This is a genomic window from Faecalibacterium sp. I4-3-84 (assembly GCF_023347255.1).
GTDB classification, from domain to species: Bacteria; Bacillota; Clostridia; order Oscillospirales; family Ruminococcaceae; genus Faecalibacterium; species Faecalibacterium taiwanense.
Window position 1 is genome coordinate 2,590,620 of sequence record NZ_CP094466.1, and the last position, 20,108, is coordinate 2,610,727.

29 protein-coding genes and 1 pseudogene are annotated in these 20,108 nt (G+C 56.5%); 19 read left to right on the forward strand and 11 right to left on the reverse strand.

What is annotated here, in order from left to right:
• Nucleotides 1-5 precede the first annotated feature (5 nt).
• The 15 genes from MTP41_RS12825 to MTP41_RS12895 all read left to right on the forward strand — a co-directional run bounded on the left by MTP41_RS12825 (nucleotide 6) and on the right by MTP41_RS12895 (nucleotide 12,182).
• Nucleotides 6-1,226 (forward strand): XkdQ/YqbQ family protein, encoded by a 1,221-nt coding sequence (locus tag MTP41_RS12825; protein WP_249235663.1) that lies wholly within the window; start codon nucleotides 6-8, stop codon nucleotides 1,224-1,226.
• 12 nt (nucleotides 1,227-1,238) lie between these two features.
• A complete protein-coding gene (locus tag MTP41_RS12830) occupies nucleotides 1,239-1,757 on the forward strand; it encodes a DUF2577 family protein (protein WP_249235664.1) in 519 nt (172 codons plus the stop codon).
• Nucleotides 1,754-2,161, forward strand: a complete 408-nt coding sequence (locus MTP41_RS12835; RefSeq protein ID WP_249235665.1) for a DUF2634 domain-containing protein — start codon at nucleotides 1,754-1,756, stop codon at nucleotides 2,159-2,161. The genes MTP41_RS12830 and MTP41_RS12835 overlap by 4 nt, the downstream gene beginning before the upstream one ends.
• A gap of 1 nt (nucleotide 2,162) precedes the next feature.
• Entirely contained in the window at nucleotides 2,163-3,242 is a 1,080-nt protein-coding gene (locus MTP41_RS12840) for a baseplate J/gp47 family protein (RefSeq protein WP_249235666.1), read from the forward strand.
• Nucleotides 3,220-4,224 (forward strand): YmfQ family protein, encoded by a 1,005-nt coding sequence (locus MTP41_RS12845; RefSeq protein ID WP_249235667.1) that lies wholly within the window; start codon nucleotides 3,220-3,222, stop codon nucleotides 4,222-4,224. Before MTP41_RS12840 ends, MTP41_RS12845 begins: the two co-directional genes overlap by 23 nt.
• Nucleotides 4,225-6,075, forward strand: a complete 1,851-nt coding sequence (locus tag MTP41_RS12850; protein WP_249235668.1) for a phage tail-collar fiber domain-containing protein — start codon at nucleotides 4,225-4,227, stop codon at nucleotides 6,073-6,075.
• Nucleotides 6,076-6,457: 382 nt separating this feature from the next.
• Nucleotides 6,458-7,558, forward strand: coding sequence for an RNA-directed DNA polymerase (locus MTP41_RS12855; protein WP_249235669.1), 1,101 nt, complete (start codon nucleotides 6,458-6,460; stop codon nucleotides 7,556-7,558).
• Nucleotides 7,491-8,156 carry a DUF4376 domain-containing protein gene (locus tag MTP41_RS12860; RefSeq protein ID WP_249235670.1) on the forward strand — a complete coding sequence of 222 codons (666 nt, stop codon included), beginning with the start codon at nucleotides 7,491-7,493 and terminating at the stop codon, nucleotides 8,154-8,156. The genes MTP41_RS12855 and MTP41_RS12860 overlap by 68 nt, the downstream gene beginning before the upstream one ends.
• Nucleotides 8,140-8,577 carry a putative ABC transporter permease gene (locus tag MTP41_RS12865; RefSeq protein ID WP_249235671.1) on the forward strand — a complete coding sequence of 146 codons (438 nt, stop codon included), beginning with the start codon at nucleotides 8,140-8,142 and terminating at the stop codon, nucleotides 8,575-8,577. The genes MTP41_RS12860 and MTP41_RS12865 overlap by 17 nt, the downstream gene beginning before the upstream one ends.
• A 12-nt stretch (nucleotides 8,578-8,589) precedes the next feature.
• A complete protein-coding gene (locus tag MTP41_RS12870; protein ID WP_186850564.1) occupies nucleotides 8,590-8,787 on the forward strand; it encodes a hypothetical protein in 198 nt (65 codons plus the stop codon).
• Nucleotides 8,768-9,427, forward strand: coding sequence for a D-Ala-D-Ala carboxypeptidase family metallohydrolase (locus MTP41_RS12875; RefSeq protein WP_249235672.1), 660 nt, complete (start codon nucleotides 8,768-8,770; stop codon nucleotides 9,425-9,427). Before MTP41_RS12870 ends, MTP41_RS12875 begins: the two co-directional genes overlap by 20 nt.
• A 17-nt stretch (nucleotides 9,428-9,444) precedes the next feature.
• Nucleotides 9,445-9,732, forward strand: a complete 288-nt coding sequence (locus MTP41_RS12880) for a hypothetical protein (RefSeq protein WP_249235673.1) — start codon at nucleotides 9,445-9,447, stop codon at nucleotides 9,730-9,732.
• A gap of 23 nt (nucleotides 9,733-9,755) precedes the next feature.
• Complete coding sequence (locus tag MTP41_RS12885) at nucleotides 9,756-10,007, forward strand: phage holin (RefSeq protein WP_249235674.1); 252 nt, start codon at nucleotides 9,756-9,758, stop codon at nucleotides 10,005-10,007.
• Nucleotides 10,008-10,583: 576 nt separating this feature from the next.
• Nucleotides 10,584-11,609, forward strand: a complete 1,026-nt coding sequence (locus MTP41_RS12890; RefSeq protein WP_249235675.1) for a hypothetical protein — start codon at nucleotides 10,584-10,586, stop codon at nucleotides 11,607-11,609.
• Nucleotides 11,610-11,972: 363 nt separating this feature from the next.
• Complete coding sequence (locus MTP41_RS12895; RefSeq protein WP_156070560.1) at nucleotides 11,973-12,182, forward strand: hypothetical protein; 210 nt, start codon at nucleotides 11,973-11,975, stop codon at nucleotides 12,180-12,182.
• A gap of 41 nt (nucleotides 12,183-12,223) precedes the next feature.
• On the opposite strand, the gene MTP41_RS12900 is transcribed toward MTP41_RS12895, so the two are convergent.
• The 11 genes from MTP41_RS12900 to MTP41_RS12950 form a co-directional block, all read right to left on the reverse strand.
• Entirely contained in the window at nucleotides 12,224-12,535 is a 312-nt protein-coding gene (locus MTP41_RS12900) for a helix-turn-helix transcriptional regulator (RefSeq protein ID WP_249235676.1), read from the reverse strand.
• Nucleotides 12,536-12,565: 30 nt separating this feature from the next.
• A complete protein-coding gene (locus tag MTP41_RS12905; protein WP_129872799.1) occupies nucleotides 12,566-12,706 on the reverse strand; it encodes a protein phosphatase in 141 nt (46 codons plus the stop codon).
• 138 nt (nucleotides 12,707-12,844) lie between these two features.
• Complete coding sequence (locus MTP41_RS12910) at nucleotides 12,845-13,306, reverse strand: hypothetical protein (protein ID WP_129872800.1); 462 nt, start codon at nucleotides 13,304-13,306, stop codon at nucleotides 12,845-12,847.
• A 13-nt stretch (nucleotides 13,307-13,319) separates the two neighbouring features.
• Nucleotides 13,320-13,526, reverse strand: a complete 207-nt coding sequence (locus MTP41_RS12915) for a hypothetical protein (RefSeq protein WP_129872801.1) — start codon at nucleotides 13,524-13,526, stop codon at nucleotides 13,320-13,322.
• Nucleotides 13,508-13,930 carry a hypothetical protein gene (locus tag MTP41_RS12920; protein WP_249235677.1) on the reverse strand — a complete coding sequence of 141 codons (423 nt, stop codon included), beginning with the start codon at nucleotides 13,928-13,930 and terminating at the stop codon, nucleotides 13,508-13,510. The genes MTP41_RS12915 and MTP41_RS12920 overlap by 19 nt, the downstream gene beginning before the upstream one ends.
• Before the next feature lie 10 nt (nucleotides 13,931-13,940).
• Entirely contained in the window at nucleotides 13,941-14,327 is a 387-nt protein-coding gene (locus MTP41_RS12925) for a hypothetical protein (protein WP_249235678.1), read from the reverse strand.
• Nucleotides 14,327-14,656: a hypothetical protein gene (locus tag MTP41_RS12930; protein ID WP_249235679.1), complete on the reverse strand. Its 330-nt coding sequence runs from the start codon at nucleotides 14,654-14,656 to the stop codon at nucleotides 14,327-14,329. The genes MTP41_RS12925 and MTP41_RS12930 overlap by 1 nt, the downstream gene beginning before the upstream one ends.
• Complete coding sequence (locus tag MTP41_RS12935) at nucleotides 14,656-15,195, reverse strand: LPD11 domain-containing protein (protein ID WP_249235680.1); 540 nt, start codon at nucleotides 15,193-15,195, stop codon at nucleotides 14,656-14,658. Before MTP41_RS12935 ends, MTP41_RS12930 begins: the two co-directional genes overlap by 1 nt.
• A 133-nt stretch (nucleotides 15,196-15,328) precedes the next feature.
• Nucleotides 15,329-15,751, reverse strand: a complete 423-nt coding sequence (locus MTP41_RS12940; protein WP_129872806.1) for a hypothetical protein — start codon at nucleotides 15,749-15,751, stop codon at nucleotides 15,329-15,331.
• 74 nt (nucleotides 15,752-15,825) lie between these two features.
• A complete protein-coding gene (locus MTP41_RS12945) occupies nucleotides 15,826-15,984 on the reverse strand; it encodes a hypothetical protein (protein WP_181966852.1) in 159 nt (52 codons plus the stop codon).
• Nucleotides 15,985-15,998: 14 nt separating this feature from the next.
• Nucleotides 15,999-16,148: a hypothetical protein gene (locus MTP41_RS12950; protein WP_181966851.1), complete on the reverse strand. Its 150-nt coding sequence runs from the start codon at nucleotides 16,146-16,148 to the stop codon at nucleotides 15,999-16,001.
• A 212-nt stretch (nucleotides 16,149-16,360) separates the two neighbouring features.
• On the opposite strand from MTP41_RS12950, the pseudogene MTP41_RS12955 reads away from it, so the two are divergent.
• The 4 genes and pseudogenes from MTP41_RS12955 to MTP41_RS12970 form a co-directional block, all read left to right on the forward strand.
• Nucleotides 16,361-17,125, forward strand: a pseudogene (locus MTP41_RS12955) (ADP-ribosylglycohydrolase family protein); the annotation flags it as partial.
• Nucleotides 17,126-17,358: 233 nt separating this feature from the next.
• The gene (locus MTP41_RS12960; protein ID WP_249235682.1) at nucleotides 17,359-17,823 is read left to right on the forward strand and encodes an Hsp20/alpha crystallin family protein; all 465 of its coding nucleotides are present in this window, start codon (nucleotides 17,359-17,361) and stop codon (nucleotides 17,821-17,823) included.
• A gap of 250 nt (nucleotides 17,824-18,073) precedes the next feature.
• Nucleotides 18,074-18,931, forward strand: coding sequence for a YitT family protein (locus tag MTP41_RS12965; protein WP_005946315.1), 858 nt, complete (start codon nucleotides 18,074-18,076; stop codon nucleotides 18,929-18,931).
• A gap of 106 nt (nucleotides 18,932-19,037) precedes the next feature.
• Nucleotides 19,038-20,072 carry an alcohol dehydrogenase gene (locus MTP41_RS12970; RefSeq protein ID WP_055191191.1) on the forward strand — a complete coding sequence of 345 codons (1,035 nt, stop codon included), beginning with the start codon at nucleotides 19,038-19,040 and terminating at the stop codon, nucleotides 20,070-20,072.
• Nucleotides 20,073-20,108 lie beyond the last annotated feature (36 nt).

Genomic DNA, 20,108 nt, shown 5'->3' on the forward strand with positions numbered 1-20,108 from the left:
AGGCAATGGGCAAGATTACATTCCTCGTCACAAAAGGCGAGACCACCTACGACATGAGCGAGCTGGTGGAGAGCGCGACATGGAGCGGCCGAAAGGGCTCCCCGGCGCGCACTCTTTCCGTATCGCTTATCGACGATGACGGCTGGAAACACGCCCGTTCCGGCATTGATGTCACCAAGGGAAACCACTGTGTTTTTTATTGGGAGGGCGCAGAGCTGTTTCGCGGCATCATCATGCAGCAGAAGCAGAGTACGAAAAAGACCATGACCATCAAGGCCTACGACGTGGGTATCTACCTGTCGAACAACAAAGACAGCTTTTGCTACAAGCAGAAAAAGGCGTCCGAAATCTTCAAGGACTGCTGCGACCGATTCCAGATTCCGTACAAGGATGTGGCTGACACCGGCTACGTCATCTCGGAGCTGCCAAAGGCCAAAACGACAGCCTACGATGTCATTCTGGACGCCTTGAGCCTCACGTTTAAGGCCACCGGCATCAGGCATTATGTGACGTCAGCCGACGGGAAACTGAGCTTGATAAAGCGGAAAGACAGCATTCTGCAATGGGTGGTGGAAACCGGCCGGAACCTTATAAGCTACGACTACACTTGCAGCATCGAGAAAGTGAAAACCCGCATAAAGCTGCTGTCTAAGGAGGACAAAGTGCTCGCCGAAAAGGCGGACACGGAGCTCGAAAAGACCATTGGCATCATGCAGGACATTTCCACGCCCGACAGCAACACCGAGGAGGCGAACCTCACGGACATGGCTGAATCCATGCTCGCAGAGCAGAAGCTCCCCAGCAAAACGCTGACAATCGAGGGCCTCGGGCAGGCAAACGTCATTTCCGGCGTCGGCCTGTGCATCATCATCAGGCCGCTCGGCATCTCGAACAGCTACTATGTAGACGAGGATACCCACACATTCAAGGGCAACTACCATTCGATGCGCCTTACCTTGAACATGGCAACAGACACCGAGCGGAGCGCAAAGGCGAGCGATGAAAAGAGCTCGACCTCGCACTCCGTCGGCGATAAGGTCCAATTTTCGGGCGGCCCTCAGTACGTGGCGTCCACCGCGACGTCTCCGACCAACAGCCCGAAAGCGGGACCGGCGAAAATCACCGCCATCGCCAAGAGCAAGAACGCAAAACACCCGTACCACATCATCCACACGGACAAGCAGAGCACCGTCTATGGATGGGTGGACGCCAGTCAAATTGGATAGGAGGAGCTGCACATGAACCCGGATGAAGCGACGAGCCTAAAGCAACTCTTCCTCTCCATGCTGCCGAAAGACGGCGGCATCGTTGTCGGCACGGTCACGAAAGAGAGCCCGCTCACCATCCAGATAGAGAACGACGAAAAGCTTGAAATCTCTGGCAGCGCGCTCCTCGTCCCCCGGAACCTGACCGACTATCAAGTGAAAGTAGACATCGCCCTCGCGGACGGCAAAATCGACAGCAACACCCATGTGGGAGGCGCGCACGGCCACAAGTTTCAGTTGTTCGATTCCAGAGGCGGAGGAGTGACCGGCATCGTCGGCTGCCCTTTCGAGGGTGCAAAAGACGAGCCCAATGGAGACTATCACAAGGTCGAGAGCAGCAAGGAGAGCTCACACATCCACTCGCTGAAAACCTTTTCCATCGAGAGCGGTCTGCTGACCGTTTACAATGCGCTCAAGACGGGCGAATCTGTCTACCTTCTCCGCTTCAACGACGGTAAGAGCTACTACGCTCTTGAGAGGGCTATCGTATGAGCAGAGTATTTGTTCCCATTCCCATTTCCGGCATCGAGGAGGAGAAAGAGCAGCCGTCGCTCACCTACAAGCTCGACCTCGATACCGGGCGCATCGTCGGAAAGGTTGACGGCCTCGAAGCCGTCAACCAGTTTATTTTGAAAGCACTCATCACTCCGCGTTTCCACTGCCTCGTCTACGACAACCAGTACGGCAGCGAAATCAAGGACACTGTCACGGACGAGAGCGCGACAGAGGAGCTTATCAGGGCGGAAATCCCGAGACTTGTGGAGGATGCACTCCTCTGCGACGGCCGGATTCTTAAAGTCTATGACTTTGAGTTTGAGTTCAACGAGGATTCCTGCAACGTCCACTTCACGGCGGACACTATTTACGGGACCACAGAGGTCGAGGAGGTGATATAGAGTGTTTGAAGCCCAGACCTACGACAAGGTTTTGGAGGAGATTTTGAGCCGCGCGCCGGACGGAATCGACCTCCGGCAGGGCAGCATCTTCTACGATGCTGTCGCAGGCATCGCTTTCAAAATCGCCAAATACTATGCAGACCTCGAACAGGTGTTCGAGATGGTGTTTCTGGTGACGGCGACCGGCGATTACCTGACGCTCAAGGCAGAGGAATACGCCGTTTACCGGCAGGCGGCCGCGACGGCAAAGTACCGCATCAAGTACGACGGGGAGCTCCCGGAGCTCGGGACGCGCTTCTTCTGCAGCGGCCAGTATTTTGTGCTGGCGCAGGATGACGCCCTCGGCATCTACATCGAGGCAGAGAAAGCCGGAACAGAGGCGAACGACATTCCGGCCGGAACCTCTGTTGTGCCGACCGACACGCAGCGGAGCCTCACAGCCTGTTCCATCGTCGAGGAACTCGAACCGGGCGCAGACGACGAGGACGACGAGAGCCTCCGAAAGCGTGTACAGGAGAAAATCGCCGGACCGGCAGAAAACGGAAACCAGCAGCATTACAAAACGTGGTGCGAGAGCATCTCCGGCGTCGGCCGTGCGCGCATTGTTCCCCTTTGGGCGGGAGAGAACACGGTCAAAGGCGTTCTCATTGACACGGAGGGCGGCCCGGCATCTGATGCTGTTGTGCAGCGCGTACAGGAGTACATCGACCCGGGCGGGACCGGCCTTGGCGAGGGACAGGCCAACATCGGCGCGCACTTCACCGCGACATCCGCCACGGCGAAAAGGGTCAACATCTCTTTCTCCGTGACGCTTGCAAAGGGAGGAGACCTCGCCAGCGTCAGGAGCGCAGCGCAGACGGCCCTCAAAGCTCAAATCAAGAGCATCAACCTCACCACGGACGACAGCGAAACGCCCACCCTGCGCATCAGCACGGTCGGCAACACGATTTACAGCCTCTTGGGAGTGCTGGACTACGCAAACCTCCGCTTCAACGGCCAGACGGCAAACGTCGAGGCCGGAAAAGAGGAGGTATTTGTTTTGGGGGAGGTGACAGTAAGTGAAACCAACCCTGTATCCTAACGGATTCCCCAGCGCATACGAGGAGCTGAAAACATTCTACCCGGTGTTCTACCGGGACGTTTTCGAGATGGACGCTATCTGGCGCGCAGCCGGAGGCGGGCTGGACGAAATCGAGGACGGCGTGGACGCTGTTGTCAACAACAACTTCGTATCCCTGATGGACACGGATGCGCTGGCGCAGATGGAAACCTTCCTCGGCATCCCTTTGAACCAGAAGCGCACCCTCGAGGCGCGGCGCAAGCTCGTCGCCTCGTACTTCATCGGCGGCAACCACATCGGCGCGCGAGAAATCAAGGACATCACCCGGGCCTTTACAGAGGGCACTTGTGAGGTCTCTTTTGTAGGCGGAACGGTCTATATCCATGTGAAGTCCGACATCAAGGACACGCCACCGGAGGATGACTATTACTACATCCTGCGAAAGAAGATACCCGCGCACCTCGGCGTATACACCAACATCGAAATCGAGTTCTCGGAGCGGCTCTATGTTGGCTCGAACGCACTCGAGGGCAACCGGTACGACATCGTACCCCCGCCACCTGTCGGCCAAAGCGCAGCCGGAGAGCTGCACACCGGCAGCTATATCATGCAGAGCGGCAGGACTGGCATCGACCTGCATCCGCAGCCCGGCCTCTCGTTTGAGACCGGGCTCCACGCAGCGGCCGTCGTCCTCGAATCGAGCAAAACGGCCGTTGACCTGCCTGCACCGGAGCGGCGCAGCGCGCAGAACGCGCTCCACGCCCGCACAGGCATGGTTGAGAGTAGCCGAACGGCCGCAGACATGATTCTGTATAGCGGCTGGGAGGACAGCGCAGAGAGCACCGTAAGGACCGGCGCGGCCTATGCGCAGACCACGCTCGTCACTATCGCCCCGGCATTTCAGCAGGAGTGCGCGGCCGCAGCATACACGGCCCGGACCGGCTGCGGCGTCATCGAGAACACACACTACATTGTGCAGACAGCACAGAAAGGGAGTATCTAAATGGACGGTTCTATCACCACCAACAAAGGCATTGCCCTTATCGGCAAACTGCTGGCGCAGAAAGGCGCATTGCAGATTACCCGCGTAGCAGTCGGCGACGGCACTCCTCCTGCATCCCCAGCAACGCTCAACGCCCTCGTGCATGAGCTGAAAAACGCCACCATCGAGAGCGTGGACAACCCGAAGAACGGCGAGGCGAAAATCGTCGTCACCGTTTCCAGCATCGGCGTGACGCAGGGCTTTTTCGTCAAGGAAATCGGCGTCTTTGCAAAGGACACCGACGGCAAAGAGATTCTGTACGCCTACGCGGGATTCTCCGACAATCCGCAGTGGATTCGCCCCGAGGGCACGGCCATCACCAACGTGGCGACCTACGACATCAACACCATCATCGACCGCGTTTCCGAGGTCAAGGTCACTATCGACCCGTCGAGCCTCGCCACTAAGGCAGACCTCACCAAGCTGGACGACCGTATTTCCGCACTGGAACGCAAAGAGCACGTCAAAATCTACGGCGTCCGCTGGCCCAAGGGCGCGAGCGCAAGCAAGGGCGAGCGCATCTACGACAGCGTAGGCATGACGGCGGAGGCTGGTGTTGGCAGCCAGACCGTCACCAACGACTTCGACAAGGCTTACCCGTTCGCAGGCCGTCGCCGCTGCAACGGCTACCGCGACGCAGACCGCACGTTCCATGTCACTGCATACGAGGGTGAGCCGGGCTACACCACAAACGACCCGGCAAAGCTGGTGTATGTCGAGACGCCGGAGTTTTATTACTTCGACGGCATTGACGGCGACTATGAGGTCATGGCCGTTTCTACCTACCCGGTCCCGGGCTTTGAGTTTATGCCCCGCACCTACTCCGCCGCCTACCTCGTCGCTATGGAGGGCGAGACCGACAGCAAGAAGCCCACGAGCCGGAGCGGCGTATTCAGCGACTACAACAGCCTGAACGGATGGGCGACCGACATCAAGAAGCTGGGCTCCCAGTACACCGGTATGCTGGCGGTCGATAACTACATCGACGGTCTGCTGATGATGGTTGAGTTTGGCACGAAAGACGTGCAGACTGTCATCATGGGCGCAAGCACCCTGCCGTATTCTGATTCTCATGTTGCGCTGGCAGCAGAGGACAGCGCGAACCGCATCCTCATTACGAAAGCGCAGGCAGCAGACTACGTCGTCGGCCAGACTATCAGCCTGTCCAAGAGCAACATTTGGAGCGATGAAGTTGCCAAGAACCGCATCGTTACCAAAATCGAGGACAAGAGCACGGACCAGACCTACCTCTACTTCGACGGCGCAGCAGTCAGCGTTGCTGAGGGTTGCCATGTGAGCTCCCGTCCGTGGGTGAACGGCGCAGCCGATGTTGTGGCGGCCAGCTCCGGCTCCACTGTGGACAACACGAGCGGCAAATACCCCTTTATCTACCGTGGCAAGGAGAACCCCTATGCAAACGCATGGGTCAATGTGGCGGACCTGTTACATGTCAGAGAGGGAACAGAGGGCAATTACAAGTACCACATGGCCTATCTGCCCGACCCCACCAAATACGCAGGAGGCACGGTATCGTCCGATTATGTGCAGCTCGACTTCGAGATGCCCGGGCAGGACGGCTATGTCAAGGAGCTTGGCAAAGACCCGCGCTATCCTTTTATCCGCGTAACCAAGACAATCGGCGGCAGCTCCTCCACCTATTACGCTGACTATTACTGGTACGGACGCAACGCGGTCAACGCGGTGCTTGCTGGCGGCAACCTCAATGCTGGCCGGTACTACGGCCCCCGTTGCTTCAACTGCTACAATGCCCCGTCGTACTCGGACTGGTACCGCCGCGCGCGTCTTTCTTAAAATACCTGACAGCAGGGGATTGGGGGCGGCCAGCCCCCTTTCTTCTTCTGTCTTTTTCTTTCGCTTTTTAACTCCAAACAGGGACTTGGTGTGCTCTGCTCGCGGTGATTGCTGGCGGCAACCTCAATGATGGCCGGAACTACGGCCCCCGTTACTTCAACTGCAACAATGCCCCGTCGAACTCGAACTGGAACCGCCGCGCGCGTCTTTCTTTATGCGTTCCCATAAATTATTGCACACCATTTCGCCGCCCTATAGGCAGCCGGACCCGGAGAACGGGCCGCCTTGCCACTCGGCAAAAATACGCCACATCAGGTGGGAGCTAGTAGGACCGGACAGGCCTCGAAAACCCTCAAGGCTAAAAGAAAGAGGTGAATGCCTGTTGAAAAGGGCAGGATTCCTGTATGAAAAGCTCCTCGACAGAGGACTTATCAGGGACGCCATCATAAAGGCATCACGGAAAAAGCGTCGCCGGAGGTCGGTTAGACGCATCCTGAATAATATCGACCATTACGTCGATGAACTCTACACCATGATTGCGAACGAGAGCTTTACGCCCTCACCGTACCGGAGATTCCAAATCAAGGACGGCGCAACGCAAAAGGTGAGAGAAATTTGTTGCCCGAAATTCTACCCCGACCAAATCGTCCACTGGATGATGATACTCGTTCTCGAACCCGTGTTTATGCGCGGGATGTGCGAAACGAACTGCGGCAGCGTCCCCGGGCGCGGCGCGCACTACGGAAAGAAGCACATTGAGAAGTGGTACAAGCTGGACAGGAAGAACACAAAATATTGCGCAAAGCTCGACATCCGAAAATTCTACCCATCGACTAAGGCTCCGGCCGTTATGCAGGAACTGCGGCACGTTATCAAGTGCAAGCGGATGCTGCGGCTGTGTGAGACGGTGTTGAACAGCTCGGACGGCCTGCCGATTGGCAATTACACCTCACAGTGGTTTGCGAACTTCCTTCTGCAGCGGCTCGACCATTTCATCAAGGAAGTGCTCCACATACGGTATTTTGTCCGGTACATGGATGATATGTGTCTCTGGGCATCGAGCAAAAAGCTCCTGCACAGAGCGGTAAAAGCAATCGAGAAGTTTCTGGCGGGTCTCGGCCTTGTGTTAAAGGCCAACTGGCAGATATTCCCGACGGCTGCCCGTGCGGTGGATTTTCTTGGATTCCGATTCTTCCGCGAGAAAACGACCTTGCGAAAGAACCTCGCTCTGCGCTTGAGGCGGAGGGTGAAGAAAACCTACAAGCATACCCAGAAAACAGGCAGAGTGCGAGCGCGGGACGCAGCAGCGGTTATGAGTTACTGCGGATGGCTGAAACACGCACATTGCCACGGCTTTTTCGTGAAGTACGTTAAGCCGTATGTGAACTTCAAAAAGCTAAAGGAGGCTATCAGACATGAAGCGAGAATACGCGCACGAACCGCCTATTGTGTCGGTAACGCAGCTCAACCCCGAACAGTGTGAGGTGCTGCTGCACGAGAACATCAACGCGGAGACCCGCACCACGACCGGCGCAAACGGCGAGGAGCAGACCACCGTATACACGGCACAGGAGTACACCCTCATCATCCCGTGGCGGGAGGGCATTGAGGACAGCATCAAGGCCAACGTCGCCGCATGGACCGAAATGGCCCGCAAGCAGGAGCTCGAAGAGCTGCTGCCTGAAAAGCTGACCGAGCTGGATAATGCCTGCCGCAAGGCAATCGTCGAGGGCTGCTGGGTCGAGCTGGCGGACGGCTCCACCCAGCACTTTGCGCTGACGGAGGCAGACCAGATTAACCTCAACGTCGCACTTGAAGCCGTGAAAGCAGGCGCGGAGGGCTATCCCTATCACGCGGATGGTGAGCTGTGCCGTGTGTTCAGCGCGGCCGACATCAACGCTGTCGCAGCAGCGGCCGTGGCGCACAAGCTCTACCACACCACCTATTTCAACCACGCGAAGCAGTGGGCCACCCGCGCCAAGACGGCAGACGAGCTTGCCGGTATCCACTACGGCGCACAGCTCCCGGAGGACCTTGCGGCCAACATGGCAAAGGTCATCGCTAGTGTATCGGGCCAGTAAGGCAGCCGCGCTGTTCCTGACAGGCGGCACGGCCTACGCGCTGCTCGAGACGGCATGGCGCGGTCACACGCACTGGACGATGTTCGTCCTCGGCGGATTCCTTTTCCTGATTCTAGGCGAGCTGAACGAGGGCTTGCTCGAATGGGATACCCCGCTCATTTTGCAGGGTATCATCGGTTCAGCCATCGTGACAGGAGCGGAGCTCGCAACCGGGATGATTCTCAACGTCTGGCTCGGCCTCGGCGTTTGGGATTACTCCGGGATGCCGCTCAACTACAAAGGGCAGATTTGCCTCCCGTTTAGCATCCTGTGGATTTTCGTGTCCATCGCGGCCGTCGTCCTCGATGACTGGCTGCGATACTGGCTGTTTGGGGAGGAGCGTCCGCACTACACACTGTTCCGGCGCGGCGAGAGCCGCTGAAAGGAGCCGCCAATGAACCGCGAGGAGAGGCTCGAACAGCTTTTGACGGCCACCGTTAAGCTGCTCGACCGGTGGGAGGAATACTCCCTCGAAACGAACTGCGGGGAGCCGGAGGGCTACGGAGCAGCCCGCGCGGTGGTACACGCAGAATTTTCCGTACTCAAACAGACCGACAAAGGAGACGTCGAGAATGAGCGTAATTACCTTTAAGCCGAACGACCACACGAAAATCACCACAGACTTCGAGCGGTCCGAGTTTGCCTGCCCGTGCGGATGCACGGCGCAGATGATTGACCCGGAGCTCGTCCAGAAGATGCAGACCGTCCGCACCAAGCTCGGCAAGGCCATCAAGGTTACGTCGGGCTACCGGTGCGTGAAGCACAACGCAGACCCGAAAGTGGGCGGCAGCCGGACAAGCCGCCACCTCTACGGCATTGCGGCCGACTGGCGCACGAAGGACCGGAGCGTAAACCCCGTTGCCCTCGGTATCATCGCGGCCGCACAGGGCTTTGGCGCGGTCGGCATCTACTGGCACGACAAGGCCGCCATTGTCCACACCGACACGCGCGGAGGCAAGGCTACATGGCTTTGCGTCCGGCCCGGCGTGTATCCCAGCACCACCTACAACAAGTTTGTCCTGCCGACCATCGAGCAGGGCTGCGAGGGAGCCGCTAACCGCGCAGCTACGGTTATGCTGCAGCGGCTCCTCGGCATCCCGCACGACGGCAGTTTTGGCCCGGCTACCACAAAGGCACTGATGGCGGCCCAGCGTAAGCACGGCCTCACCCCTGATGGCATTTGCGGCCCCAAGAGCTGGACTGTCCTGTCAGGCGCAGACAAATATCTGTGAGGGAGGAGGTGATACCCATGTGGGAGTTCATTGTCCAGTATTGGGCGGAGTGGGCTTTCGGACTGCTTGGCACGGCGATTATCGCCGTAGCCATCAAGTACAAAGCCCTCCTCAACGGCGTACTGGCTATTCTGCACGACCGTATTTATCAGGCCTGCCAGCACTACATTCAGCAGGGCTACATCGACGCGAGCGGCCTGAAAAATTTGGAGTACCTCTATCGCAGCTACCACACGCTTGGGGGGAACGGGACCGGGACCGAATTGTACAACCGGGCCAAAGCTCTCCCCATCCACGACAACTGATTTTCAACAGAAAGGACAACACTATGAACAACAATCACATCTCCGCTGGCACCATCGCCCGTACCGCAGCTCTGGCTCTGGCACTGACTAACCAGATTTTGAGCGCAGCGGGCAAGCCCGTCATCCCCATCGACAACGCACAGCTCGAGCAGTTCATCACCACCGGCTTTACCGTCGGCGCGAGCATCGTGAACTGGTGGTATAACCAGTCCTTCACGCAGGCAGCCATCGAGGGCGATAAGACCTACGAGAGCGTCAAGAATCAGATTCACTAAGGACGCCCCAGCAGCTACCACATAACAGCACGAGCCTCCCGGTATACCTCGCACAAGAGGGCCGGGAGGCTCTTTTTTTATTGCCGTTTTTTGCAATATCTTCCCCGGAAACGCACTTAAAACAGCATTTCCGGCGCGGTTATTCTCGTAAAAAGACATTTTCGGGACAGAAATGCACTTTTTGATACATTTTCTATCATTTCCGTGGATAACCGCAGAAAAACGACGCGGAAATACCAGAATGACCCGAAAAGTGGAAAACTGGGTGGAAAAAGTTGATAAAAGGGTCATACGAGACAACACACGCAGTTGTCCCAAAATACCACGAAAAACAATATAACCGGAGCGGAAATACCGTTTTGAACGCATATCCGCGCGGATATGCACTGAAAGCAGCATTTCCGGGTATTTCCGGCGAAACAATCGACAAAGAAGAGTAGAGTAAAGAAGAGTAGAGTAGAGAATATATTATACTCCGCGATTTTGCAATCGCTGACGCGAAAGCCGTTGCCATTGCCCCTGTTAGGTGCTATCATAAAAGCACGACTACCAACACAGAACAGGAGGACAACAGTTATGGGTAACACAACTGCGTCCCTCACCCACGAACAACTGTTCGGGGGGGTAACAATCGACGGCGCAGCAGAAATCCAGAGTGAATTGCGCGACCGTAGGGACAAGAAACCGAGCTCCGAACTGAACTTTGCACCGAGCAAGGCGGGCCGCGTGGCTTGCTTTGATGAAAAGCGGTGCTATATTACAGACGGCGAGCTCAAGCCGCTTGCCTACTTCGACGCGGATGCTTATATTGCCGCGTGTGGAATATCGGACGACGGCAGCGTGGCTCTTTTTATGACGGCATACGGCCCGAGCGGAGAGAGCACCATGCTTATTGATACGAACGCCTTTTCGACCATCGCGGCCGGAGATGTTCAGGTGAGTGCAAATACCGTTCGCGGGATAAACGTGGATTCGACACGAAAAAAATTCACTCTGTTCACCGCAAAGAAGCGGGAGACAGAGTGGAGCGAGAAGCACGGCTTTACATTTTCTCTCGAGCCAACAGTCCCGGCAGACGAGCCGCAGGAGATTCCGGACTATGGAGCCATGAAAGCGGCAGAGCGCATGGGCATCCCATACGAGGAGTATGCGGCTATCCTGAAAAAGGCAAGGGACGAGGTCGAGGGCGACGACGGTTGGGAAAAAGAACTCGACGCAAAGAACAGAGCGAAAGCCGGGATTGATGGCCCGGATGCCGAGACACTGGAACAGAACGCCGAGAGGCTGAAACGGTATGAAGAAAAAACAGACTTGTCACCCTACGAGCTGCTCGAAAAGGCTCAAGGCTGCATTTGTGAGCTGAAAGAGACCTACACGGAGCAGGCGGAACAAAAAGCGGTAGACTATTTGAGCCTGTCAGCCCTGAATCCCAAGATGTCCACATACCAGCTCTCCAATGCCTACAAGGAGCTCGGCCAGATATACGACCAAAACGACCTCAAGCAGAAAGCCCTCGACGCATACCGGGAGGGCCTGCGTCTTAACTCCGGATTGTCCGTGAAGAAACGCATCAAGCAGCTCGAGAAAGAGCTGAACGCATAAAATGACCCAGCAAGTGACGAAAGCCTCCTGCGGAGACCCGCAAAGCGTCGTGGTGGCTAGGCGGCAAACTTTACGGCCAGACCACAAAAGCCCGAAATCGAGGCCCCGGAGCCGTGCTCGTGACGTTCTACGGCTCAACGCAGGAGAAAGCACTCCGAAAAGCTACAGGCAAATAGCCAGCAAGTTAAAATCAGCCTGCGGGAGACGGCCCACAGGGAGGTGATGGAGAGGGCTGCACGGGGACCACGAACAGCCCTCCCGTCACACTGGCTGCTCCGAAATACCCGCAGCAGGAAGAACCACGCGGCGCAAATCCTGTATGCGCGGCAGCGGCTCGACCGCTGGCGGGCATAGGAGGCAAGCATGGAACAGTCTATTTATGAGCTCTACATGGAGCAGGTCAACCCGCAGGACACCCGCGAAATCATGCAGGCAGAGGACACGCTCACCGCGCTGCTTAAGCTGGTGGAAAACCGCGAATTGCGCGACGCCATCGACCGCGCAGCAGGCCGCGTTGCCTACCTCCGAGAAGTAGCGGCATTTGAGGCCGGTTACGGCTTTATGCCCGAATAACAAAAAGGGAGGCCCGGCACAACGCCGGGCCTCCTGATTCATTATAGCCCAAGATAATCCTCAATGCTCATGCCGAGCGCAGCGGCGACGGCATGAATCTGGTAAACATCGCGCGGGACCCGGCGACCGGCCTCCCAGTCCTCAAGCGTCCGCAGCGAGACACCGGAGAGCTGCGCCAACCGGGTGCGGTTCAGTCCACGAGACTCTCGCAGGTAGATTATGCGAGCTGTAAGTGGCATAGACACCATCTTGAAATCCCCCTTGAATCTGCTATAATAGAAATGCCGGAGGAGTGAGGCATCTGCAAGCTGTTTCTCGCTCCCCCGGCGTTTCAGAACTCTGGCCGCCGTCATCGGCCTTTGTTCTTCATCGGAGAGCCCTGCTTACTTGTTGAGCAGGGCTTTTACTTTTTCCACGGCCTCCTCGAGCGTTTTGCTGTTACGCATAAGCTCAAGAATTTCACGGGTCCGGTTCTCTTTTGCCTCGTCACGAAGCACCTCGGCGGTATTCATTTCGTCGTCCATTTTGTTTCCTTTCTGGCCTTGCCACCTTACTCGTTGAGGGGCAGCCCCCTCAACTGACTATATTATACCACGCGAGCGCGTGGAAAGCAAGAGCAAAATGGCAAAAACTTGAAATATTTTTGCGTACCTGTGAAAGATTTACTGCTCGATGTACCGAAAGAGAAAACCGCCCGCATGGGGTAACTTTCCCTTGCATACCTTTCCGATTGCGCTGTCATCCAGACCGGTAGCACGGGAGGCAGCGGCGATACTCGGATACTCATGTATGACCTGATTTGTCTTGCGGTCAATCTGGCAGACCGGAGCGAGCGTTGAGCCGTGATAGGCGCGGACGCTCCGGCCGTATCCGTCGCCCGGTTCGGGAGCCGTCTTGCCGTTCCACTTTGCGCCGGATGCGAGACCGCCGAAAAGAAAGCCCTGCATCTCGTAGGCACGGGACAGACGTCCCAGCAGCGTGTCGAGCTGGTCGCGCTGGTTCCGGTCGAGAGACTTGAGGAACGCGTCAATTTCCTTTTCGGCCTCGACGACCTCCTGAATCCCGACGTGCAAAACGTCGTTTTGCTCATACTTCTCATACAACGTCCGATAGACAGCAGCCACGGTACAGGCCTCCTTACATCCCGGCTATAACATCGGCGAGCTCCTCGGGAGAAGCATTCACCCAATCTGCGAGCTCTTTCTTTGTCTCCTCGTAATCTTCCAGCACGACGGCGGCAGCCTCATTCTGCCCGTCGATTGCCCGCCCGGAGGACAGGTCATCCGCAGCGACAAGGCGCAGGATGGCGACGGCGCGCCGGAGGCTCATTTTCTTTCTTCCCATTCTGCGGACACCTCCCCGTCTTTGTAAAAGAGATTTGCACGACGCAGGCGGAACGCCTCAAGAATGAGCGTGAAAGCAGTGTCGCAGGTGGCGTAGACCATCTCGAAACCGGGCATCTCCCATAGACCGGCATTATAGAAATTGGCAGCCAGCTCGACGACGATGCGCTCATTCTGGCTTAAATTGAACGCCTCTTCTGCAGCCGTAAACATCATGTAGTCCTCACCAATGACGGCAATGCGGAGCTCCGGCCAGCGCGTGAGCGCGGAGAGCAGATACAGGGACGCGCCCCAATACGGATTGATGCGCCCGGATTCGGGATTTACGATGTGAGGAATCCGCTGAAGCTCAGACAGGAACGCGGCCTCGTGCTCCGGGCTTTTGTATGTGATATTGATTTCCATGCGAGCCTCCTTACATATCGACCGAAACAAAATGATAGGCGTACCAGCGACCGCGACGGCGGAAGAGCTTGACGCCGGTGGTGAAGAACTGCCCGCCGCAGCCCAGCTCGTCGAAAAGGCGGTAGGACCGGTACATCTTGAACCACAAGAGAGCCCGCTCCTCGGAATAGTCGGCGGTGTAGTCGGGCAGCTCAACAAGCTCAACGAAAGAATCGAGCTCGTCGCGGACGATGTGGTAATCAGAATCCCGATTGACGTACTCCCGGATGTCGCGCTTGAGCTGAATGACGAACTCCTCGACGCGCTCGCTATGCACCGGACCGGGAAACCGCTCGAACATGAGCAGGTCACTGTACGCCTCCTTGAGGCTGTCGTAATCGTGAATATCGCGGGCCATTAGGCTCCCTCCTTTGCTTCTCTTGCCTTGCGGAGCTCCTGCAGAAATTCGGGAAGCGGCAGGTGCTCAAGCTCATACTCCCGGCGCGCAGCCGGAGACAGACTATCGAGCCATGCCTGATGCTTTACTCGCTCCTGCTCGGCGCAGGCCCGGATGCTGGCGAGAGCATCCGCAGGCGGATAGTCCTCGCTGACGTACCATGTGATTTTGCCCTCGACGGAGATGTGGGCGACCATCTTAAAATCGCCGTTCTCCATCACGGCGGAGTTACAGACCGTGACGCCGTTTCCGAGACAGCCGAGAAACAACTTGAAATTCTGGGTGGCCATCAGTAAATCTCCTCCTCAAGCATCTTTTTGCTGAACCGCTCAATCTCCTCGAGAGAGGTCCACTCCGGCTTCTCGTCGTCGGAAAAGCTGTCCCACAGGATGCGCATTGCCTGAATATGATTCTCAACGCAGCAGCCCCAGAGGTACTTGCTGAAACGCGAGCCGCAGCCGAGGAAATACTTGCAGTCCTGAATACAGCGGCTCAAGAGCCTGTAACGAAACTCGGCATCAGAGCCGACAAGGTCGGTGGCGACGTTGCCGAAATAATGAAAGTCCGCGTCGCCAGCGAAGTAGAGCGTGACGCTGGCCTCGAGGCTGCGCGGCCAGCCGTCCGGGTACGGACGGGTCGAGCCGTCAGAGAAGTGGGTCATCGCGGTTGCGGTCACCCCGATGGCGGCCTCGTTCTCACGGGGACGGCAGAAGAACGTGCGAATCTGGATGCGCTCGCACTCCATGGAACCAGCATTCCCGATACTGTCAGGGAACAGGGACACGGCCGGGTCATACCCGGCAGCTTTCAAACGCTCAAGAACAGTCATCAGAAGAACCTCCTATTCAAACGTATACACATAGCCGTTGTACGGAAAGGCAGCGGCAGCGGCGGCCGCCCGGGCGACCTCCTCGGCCTTGACGAACCCGAAATACCTTACCTGCGTCATAACGCGCACCTCCTTAATCTCTGTTCTCACGCTTCCACATGAGAAAGTTCTGGTAATCATCTTGACCCATCGAGACCGGCTTGCTCGTGTTGATGAAGTCGGGGCAACCGAAGCAGACGAGCTCGTCGGGGTTGCTGCGGGTCTGCGTCAGAACCTTGGCCGGGACACCGGCCATCTGGAACTTTTCGGACGGGACGCCCGGAACCTCGATGCGCCGGAGCAGCATATTGAAGTCGTAGTACCAGTCGAGATTCATGTACCGCTCCTCGCTGTCCGTGCCCTCGATTTTCTTGATGTACTCGGCCAGAGCCCCGCGAACATCCAGACGAACCGGAGCGACGCTGTCGTCATAGCTGTCGTAGAGGGTGATGGTCTCGGCCTTGCCGAAACGAACGGTGAGGGCGGCAACGCTGCCGGTGTACTTGTAGAGCTCCATAAAAACCTCCTACCCGAAACGGGTCTTGCTGCTTGCTTAACGTCCCTAAAAGGGACACACGAAAGCAAAAAAAATTAAGCGACCTCAACCATACCGGCCAGACCGTAGAGGAGCTCGTGGTCCTCAAAGGAGATGCGCTCTTCCTCGAATGCGCGGTCAATCTGCCAGTAGCACTCGTCGCGGTCGTTCTCGGTCTTGATGGCGGCAATGGATTTCACGATTTTCTTGAACATCTTGAGCACCTCCATTAACCAGCGTAAGCGAGAACACAAAGGAAGTTGTCCTTCTGGGATGCTCTCTCGACAAACTTGTCGCGGGCGGCAGCAGTCTTGAAAGACTTGCGCTTGGTGACGACTTCGTCGCGCTTGTTTACTTCCTGATAGGTCACTTCAAACATCTTTTTGTCCTCCTACCCGTTTTGGGTCATAGCGTTTTCTTGTACCCTCATTATAGACCCTAAAAGGGACAATGTCAAGTAAAATCTGGCAATTTGTGGCAAAAAGTTTTCAAGAATGACGCTTTTTGCGGCATTATGCACGAAACGGCGGCAGAACAGAAAGAAAGCAGGAGCCCGGAGGTCCCCGCTGATATAGTTATCCTGTTTATCCTAATGAATTTGACCACAACAATTACAAGCACAAGGATTTTCCGCTGCTGAGCGAGAAATCGCACTTCACCGATGATACCGTCATGACCGCTGCGGTGGCACGGGGATTGATTGCAGGTAAGGGCATCCCGGAGAGAACATTTGAAGAAACAAAGAGCGAGATGCGCATTTGGGGAGAAACATACCCTCATGCCGGTTACGGCGGGATGTTCCGCCGGTGGCTGCACGCAGAAAATCCGAATCCCTATGGCAGTTTCGGTAACGGCTCGGCTATGCGGGTGTCGGCAGCGGGCTGGCTGTTCGACACGCTGGACAAAACATTGGAAATGGCAAAAGTGACCGCTGAAGTCACCCACAACCACCCGGAGGGCATCAAAGGCGCGCAGGCCACGGCGACAGCGATTTTTCTGGCACGCACCGGTCACAGCAAGCCGGAGATCAAGCGGTATGTGGAGCAGACCTTCGGTTATGACCTGAACCGTACCTGCGATGAAATTCGGCCGACCTATCATCATGTGGAGACCTGTCAGGAAACTGTGCCGGAAGCAATCATTGCTTTTCTGGAAAGCGTCAGTTTTGAGGATGCACTTCGCAATGCGGTCTCTCTGGGCGGCGACAGCGACACCCTTGCCTGCATCACCGGCGGCATTGCCGAAGCTTTTTACGGGATGCCGCAGGAACTGCGGGACGAGACTTTGAAACGTCTGCCGGAGGATATCCGGGAAGCATATGAACTGTTGTGCTTCATGATTGCCAAGATGATATAAAATGCGATGATGTGACTGAATTTTGAAAAGATTGCATAGGATTTTATAAAAGTATTATTCTTTCATGAACTTTAGCACTCTTCTGTTGACACTGCTAATGAACGGTGCTATAACAGTGGCGTGCTCAGGAGGAAGGGCAAAAGGAGAACCGCAAGGCTCCCCGGAAAGCCTTTCCGAGTGGACGCTTCAGATTTTTTGCCCCGACCCGAACGCCGGGATTGGAGGAATGATTTATGCTTATGCCGACTGTTTTCCATGAAAACCTGTTCGATGATTTCTTCGATCCGTTTTGGAATGACGCTGCACTGGAACGTGCTATGAACCGTGAGGCTCGTGGCGCCTTTGGTAAGCGTGGTGCAAACATGATGAAGACCGATGTCAAACAGACGGACAACGGCTACGAAGTAGCGGTTGACCTGCCGGGCTGCAAGAAGGAAGACGTCCAGATGGATCTGAACGACGGCTACCTGACCATTCAGGCAGTGCGCAGCCACAGCAGCGACGAAAAGGATAAGAAGGGCCGCTATCTGCGGCGCGAATCCTTCTCCGGCACCTGCGCGCGCAGTTTCTACGTGGGCGATGTGAAGAAGGAAGACATCCACGCAAAGTTCGAGGATGGTGTCCTGCACATCGAGCTGCCTGCTCCTCAGCAGACGAAGGCTTTGCCTGAGAACCCGAATCTGATTGCAATCGAGTAAAACGCCGGTCGTGTGCGCCAAGGCACAACGCACATAAAGTGGCCCCGGAGAGCTGTAACAAGCCCTCCGGGGCCATTTTTGTTTCGCTATCTTTTCCGCAAGGGAAAAACATGGTATACTGAGAACAGCAACTTCAGAATTTATGGAGGTACTTCACTATGGAATACAAACGCTTTGGCGGTAAGCTCCTTGTCCGCATCGACAAAGATGAGGAAATCGGTGAAACAAATTTGACTTTAGGGGGACAAAGATGAGTGATGTAAAAGGAAAGACCGGCGCAGTCCTGAGGGAGACGGCAGTCCTGACCGGGGCGGTGGCGATCATTGCGGCGGGCGTTTTCTTTTTTCTGGTGCCGAGCCATACATCCGTCAGCAGCATTTCCGGCCTTGGCATCGTGCTGTCCAATTTTGTGCCGCTGCCCTTGTCGGTCATTACGATGATCCTGAACGTCGTGCTTCTCATCATCGGGTTCTTTACCTGCGGCAGAGAATTTGGCGCAAAGACCGTATACACCAGTGTGCTGCTGCCGGTGTTTCTGGGGCTGTTTGAAAAGCTGTTCCCGGAGTTCGGCTCGATGACCGGCAGTCAGGAGCTGGACGTGCTGTGCTATATTCTGGTGGTCAGCATCGGGCTGAGTATTTTGTTCAACCGCAATGCATCCTCCGGCGGGCTGGATATCGTGGCAAAGATCATGAACAAGTACCTGCACATGGAATTGGGAAAAGCCATGTCTCTGTCGGGAATGTGTGTGGCGCTTTCCGCGGCCCTGGTTTACGATAAAAAGACCGTGGTGCTGAGTATCCTCGGTACTTACTTCAACGGCATCGTGCTGGACCATTTCATCTTTGATAACAGCATCAAACGCCGAGTCTGCATCATCACCGAAAAAGAGGAGGCGCTGCGTCAGTTCATCCTCCATGACCTGCACAGCGGTGCGACCATGTACGAGGCCATCGGTGCATACAATCTGGAAAAGCACAACGAGATCATTACCATCGTGGACAAGAGCGAATATCAGAAGCTGATGAACTTTATCAACCGGGAAGACCCCAAGGCTTTTGTTACCATTTACAATGTGTCCAGCATGCAGTATCAGCCCAAGATCTGATCGGCGGAGAGCTGCCGCAAAGGGCGGGCCTTTTGCGGCTTGCTCTTTGCCATAGCTGCGTGGTATACTCCGTTCGGAAAGATCAAAGCGCGTGGAGGTAAAAAGCATGCTGACCTATACCTATGTTTCAGAGGGAACGTTTGCCCTGATGGAAAAACCAAAGCCGGTGCTGCAGCACGAGCGGGACGCCATTGTAAAGGTGACCCTTGCCAGCATCTGCTCCAGCGACCTGCACATCAAGCACGGCAGCGTGCCCCGGGCGGTGCCCGGCATCACGGTAGGGCACGAGATGGTGGGCATCGTGGAAGAAGTGGGCAGTGCGGTGACCAATGTGAAACCCGGCGACCGGGTGACGGTGAACGTGGAGACCTTCTGCGGAGAGTGCTTTTTCTGCAAAAAAGGCTTTGTGAACAACTGCACCGATCAAAACGGCGGCTGGGCGCTGGGCTGCCGCATCGACGGCGGGCAGGCCGAGTATGTCCGGGTGCCCTTTGCGGATCAGGGACTGAACAAGATCCCTGACGGCGTTACCGATCGGCAGGCGCTGCTGGTGGGCGATGTGCTGGCCACCGGCTTTTGGGCGGCACGCATCTCGGAAATCACCCCCGAGGATACCGTGCTGATCCTCGGTGCAGGGCCGACCGGCATCTGCACGCTGCTGTGCGTCATGCTGCACAGCCCCAAGCGCATCATCGTCTGTGAAAAGGACGCAAGCCGCCTGCAGTTCATCCGTCGGCACTACCCGCAGGTGCTTACCGTGCAGCCGGAGGACTGCGCCGCCTTTGTGCGTGCCCACAGCGACCACGGCGGGGCCGATGTGGTGCTGGAGGTGGCAGGGGCAGATTCCACCTTCCGGCTGGCATGGGAGTGTGCACGGCCCAACGCCGTTGTGACGGTGGTGGCGCTGTACGATAAGGCACAGACCCTGCCGCTGCCGGAAATGTACGGCAAAAACCTCACCTTTAAGACCGGCGGCGTGGACGGCTGCGATTGTGAAGAAACGCTGCGTCTCATCGCAGAAGGCAAGATCGATACCGAACCGCTCATCACCCACACCTACCCCCTGCGCCGGATCGCAGAGGGCTACGAGCTGTTTGAAAAGAAACGGGACGGCGTGATCAAGGTGGCAGTGGAGTGCTGACGGTCTGCGCCAAGGCACAACGCACATAAAGTGGCC